The 4,321-nt window shown below is 48.0% G+C and carries 3 protein-coding genes; 1 reads left to right on the top strand and 2 read right to left on the bottom strand.

The window, feature by feature from the left end; translation table 11 throughout:
- Positions 1–987 (top strand): 23S rRNA (uracil(1939)-C(5))-methyltransferase RlmD (rlmD, locus tag B3M90_RS13375; RefSeq protein ID WP_290784450.1); only part of this gene is annotated, 987 nt, incomplete at its 5' end.
- Between the two features lie 340 nt (positions 988–1,327).
- Here the strand turns inward: rlmD and B3M90_RS13370 are convergent.
- Positions 1,328–3,469, bottom strand: a complete 2,142-nt coding sequence (locus B3M90_RS13370; protein WP_290784448.1) for a bifunctional glycosyltransferase/CDP-glycerol:glycerophosphate glycerophosphotransferase — start codon at positions 3,467–3,469, stop codon at positions 1,328–1,330.
- A 102-nt stretch (positions 3,470–3,571) separates the two neighbouring features.
- On the bottom strand, positions 3,572–4,321 hold a 750-nt coding region (locus B3M90_RS13365; protein ID WP_290784446.1), incomplete at its 5' end, for a helix-turn-helix domain-containing protein.

The following is a 4,321-nucleotide window of genomic DNA, read 5'->3' as shown; positions in this document are numbered from 1 at the left end:
TGGGGTTACCGCAACAAGGCACAAGTACCGGTCGCGTTCCAATCAAACAAATTGATGGCTGGCTTCTATCAAAAACGGAGCCACCGGATCATCGATATGGACTACTGCTTGATCCAAAACAAAGAAAACGATGAAGCTGTCCAAGCGGTTCGTAAAGTCCTCGCTGACTTAAAAGTCCCAGCATACGACGAGAAGAAAAAAGCAGGTGTCATTCGTCATATCATGGCACGTCATGGTTATCATACGAACGAGTTGATGGTCGTTCTCGTCACGAAGGTCAAACAACTTCGCGGTATCGATAAAATCGTCGAGGGAATCTTAAAGGCGTTACCGAACGTCACTTCGATCCAGCACAACATCAACCCGGATGATACGAACGTCATTCTTGGGAAAAAGAACGTCGTCTTGTACGGACCGTCCGTCATTCGCGATCAAATCGCTGGTTTGACGTATGAGATCTCTCCGCATTCGTTCTTCCAAGTCAACCCGCTGCAAACAGAGAAACTCTACGCGAAAGCGCTCGAGTATGCTCAGTTGACAGGAGATGAGACAGTCGTTGATGCATACTGTGGAATCGGTTCGATTTCCTTGTCACTCGCAAAACAAGCGAAGCACGTCTACGGTATCGAGATCGTACCGCAAGCAATCGATGACGCACGCCGGAACGCACAAGCGAACGGTATCGAGAACGTGACGTTCGAGTACGGTGCAGCTGAGAAGGTCATGCCTGATCTCGTTAAAGCAGGTATCCAACCGGACGTCATCGTCGTCGACCCACCACGTAAAGGCTGTGACGAAGAGTTCTTGCGTGCTGCTGCGGATGTCGCACCGAAGCGGATCGTCTACGTCTCTTGTAACGCGTCAACTCAAGCGCGTGACGCGAAGTTGTTGACAGAGCTCGGTTATACACTCGTCGAAGTGACGCCGGTCGATATGTTCCCACATACGACACACGTTGAGAGCGTTGCCTTGTTCGTCCGTAACTAAATCGTTCATGGGGCTGACTCAAAAGTCAGTCTCTACAAAGATAAGGGGGGACAGATCATCAATCTGTCCCCCCTTATCTCGTAATAAAAAGAATGACGCGTCACACGCCACTCCTACAGGAAAAACGCATTTATGCGTTGTCAGAGACGAACAAGACCCGCTTTCCTGCTTAAATGAAGCAGGAAAACTGGCTTGTGTCTCGCCTGAGGAAGGGGCGTGAAAAGACGCGTCATTCTTTTTTTGAGTCAGCCCCTTTTTTGTCTTTACGCTTAGCAATTAATGGGTGGGAACAAAAAAATGAGAAACGGCTTTATTAAGCCATTTCTCATTTTGATAATCGTCATTCTGTTTCTGTTGTTTCATCCTCAATCGTTGACTGTGCTGTGCTCGGGAACAACTCAGCAAGAACACGTTCACTTGCCGTGCCGTCATCCAAGCTACAGAACCGTTCGAGGAAGCGATCATATTTTTCTTGGTAAGCGACAGACTTCGTATCAATCTGTTCGATATAATCGATGACTTGATCCGTTTCTTTTAGGAGTGGTCCCGGAACGACTGCTTCGAAATCGAAGTAGAACCCACGTAACGTCGATGCATATTTTTCCAAGTCGTACGTAAAGAAGATCATCGGACGTTGTAAGTGCGCATAATCGAAGAAGACAGACGAATAGTCGGTGATTAGCACGTCACTGATTAAATACAACTCTGCGATATCACCGTATGACGACACGTCATAGGCGAATCCTTCGTGTCCACTGATATCCATATTTTGAGCGATCAAGTAATGCATCCGGAGCAAGACGACGTAATCGTCACCAAGGCGTGCCTGCATCTCGTTCAAATTAAGTTGGAGATCGAAGCGGTATTTTCCGCGTGCGATGAACTCGTCATCCCGCCATGTCGGTGCGTACAAGACGACTTTCTTGTCGGCTGGAATATCCAGACGCGCTTTGATTTCGCTGATGAGACCAGCTTGATCGTCCGCATACAAGAGATCGTTTCGCGGATAACCGGTCTCGAGCATCGTGTTTTGGAAACCGAACGCACTTTTGAAGATTTCGCTCGAATAAGCATTCGGAGAAATCAAGTAGTTCCATTCCTGTGCTTGATTGTAGAAGTTCCGTTTGTAGCGTGTCGCATTCGTTCCCGCCATATGGACTTCTTCCATGTCGAGACCTAATCGTTTTAATGGTGTACCGTGCCATGTCTGGAGATAGATCGTCTCTTTGCGTTTTTTCAAGCTTAGTGGCTGGCGCGTATTGAAGATCCAATACTTCGCACGTGCCATCGCTTGGTAGTACGCGAAGCTGTTTTTGAGCACCCAGTTCGAACAAGCTTCCTTGACGTCATCTGAAGGTTCTTTCGAGAAAATCCAGACAAGTTCGAGTTCTGGGCGTTGTTCTTTTAATTTCAGGTAAAGCGCCTTTGGATTATCAGAATAGCTCCGACCGAGGAAACTCTCAAATAAGACGAGGTTCTCTTTGACCGGCATCTTTTGGAACAGGCGATAGAGCATCAGACCGTTCTTGATCTTTTTACGTCGTGCCGTCCGTAGCGTTCGTTTTGTCTTCACGGCAGTGATGTATGAACGGAACATGAAGTAGGAACCCGTCGACCATGCTTGTAGATACTTACTTCGTGTCTTCGTCTGTCTTAAATCGTAAGCGACATGGCGGAATATATCTGCCTGCTGACTTTTTGACGTGCTTCGTTCAAGCAACGCACGACCACGTTTTGAGATGAATCGTTTGTACCATGTATTCAAGAACTTTTGAACAGTGTTATCCATCGTATGCGCAGATAACATACCATAGATCCGTGAAATATCAGTCAATGTCGTGATATCGCGTGCTTGATAGAGTGATTGTCCCTCGAGTGGTGTACTGCGTGAGTTTCGACCGTAGACGACATAACTGACCGATGTCAGGTTCGTCAGTTTCGCGATGATCGTATGCGCGATGATCGTATCGGCAAACCATCGTGTCTCAAGAACCGGCAAATCGCTCAGCAAGTCCTTTTTGATCATCCAGCCGTGAATCGTCGTCAAATGACGCGAATTGAATTTCGTACGAGTGTAGAAGAAATAACGATCATCATCGATCGGCATAAGCCATTTTTTCTTGTTGTAGACAGGTGAGACTTTACCGATGATGACTTCGCCGCGTGATTTCTCATAGGCTTTGATATACGTATAGAGCGCACGTGGTGCGAGGATATCATCACTATCGAGGAATGTGACGTAGTCACCTGTCGCGACTTCAAGACCGCGACGGCGTGCAGCATATGTTCCTTGATGTGCTTGTTCCAAGAACGTACATGTCGGATAGAGGGAGCGAAGCTCATCGATGTATGTGCTTGGTCCATCAAAGACGACGATGATTTCTACCGGAATAGACACCTTCTGATCAAGAACGGATTGAATGGCTGCCTTCGTTTGTGATTCGGTTTGATAGACAGGAATGATGACACTAATTGAGTTCATGTTGATTCTCCTTTTTTGTTGAAAGAATCCGCTCAAGACGGATTCACGAAAATAGTTCCTGTTGAATAGGATATCACAAAACGAAAAAAAGGCACGACTCTCTTAAAATTCACTTCGTTGACGATAATGTGTCGGGGTCTCACCGGTCGTCTGCTTGAAGGCTTGACTGAAGTGGCTTTGACTCGAGAAGTGTAACTTGTTCGAGATCGTCAGCAAGGAATCGTCTGAAGAACGCAATAGGCGCTTCGCTTCCCGGATCCGTTCCCGGATAACGTAGCGGGCGAGCGGTAGACCGGTCTCATCTTTGAATAGGACGGACAGATAGTTAGACGAGACATGGATGGCTTGACTGATCGACGAGACGGACAATGGTTCATAGAGGTGTTGCTGAATATAACGAATGGCTGCCAACACATGTGGCGAATGACGTAATGCTTGGAGTTCCTTGACGGCTTCGGCAAACGAAACGGTAATCCGGACATGCCGATTCCGGAGCTCAGCGATACTCGTCGCCGCTTCAATCGTCTCAATCATCCGGTCGCTGAGTGAGAATGCCTCATCCGGTTCCAGTCCGCCGCGAATCGCAGCACGCGCGCTTAAGAGGACAGTCCCGAGCAACAGATTCTTTTCTGCACGTAACGGCTGATGACGGGCGAGTGTTCCGAACTCGCCATAGGCCGGCAGGGAATAGGTCGTAGCGAGGCGCTCACTTTGACCGGTCGCGATCCAATCAATGATTTGTTGTTCCCGTTGCCAGGCTTTTCGATATGCCGTGACGCCTGTATGGGAAGGGGCGTCTGCGACGAGAGGGATTTCGGCTTCCTGAATATCAGACTGTTGTTCGATCTCGCG

Origin of the sequence: Exiguobacterium sp. UBA6309, assembly GCF_002439205.1 — a bacterium.
Taxonomy (GTDB): Bacteria; Bacillota; Bacilli; order Exiguobacteriales; family Exiguobacteriaceae; genus Exiguobacterium_A.
The sequence above is the reverse complement of the archived record's forward strand: the minus strand, read 5'-3'. Positions and strand labels throughout refer to the sequence as shown.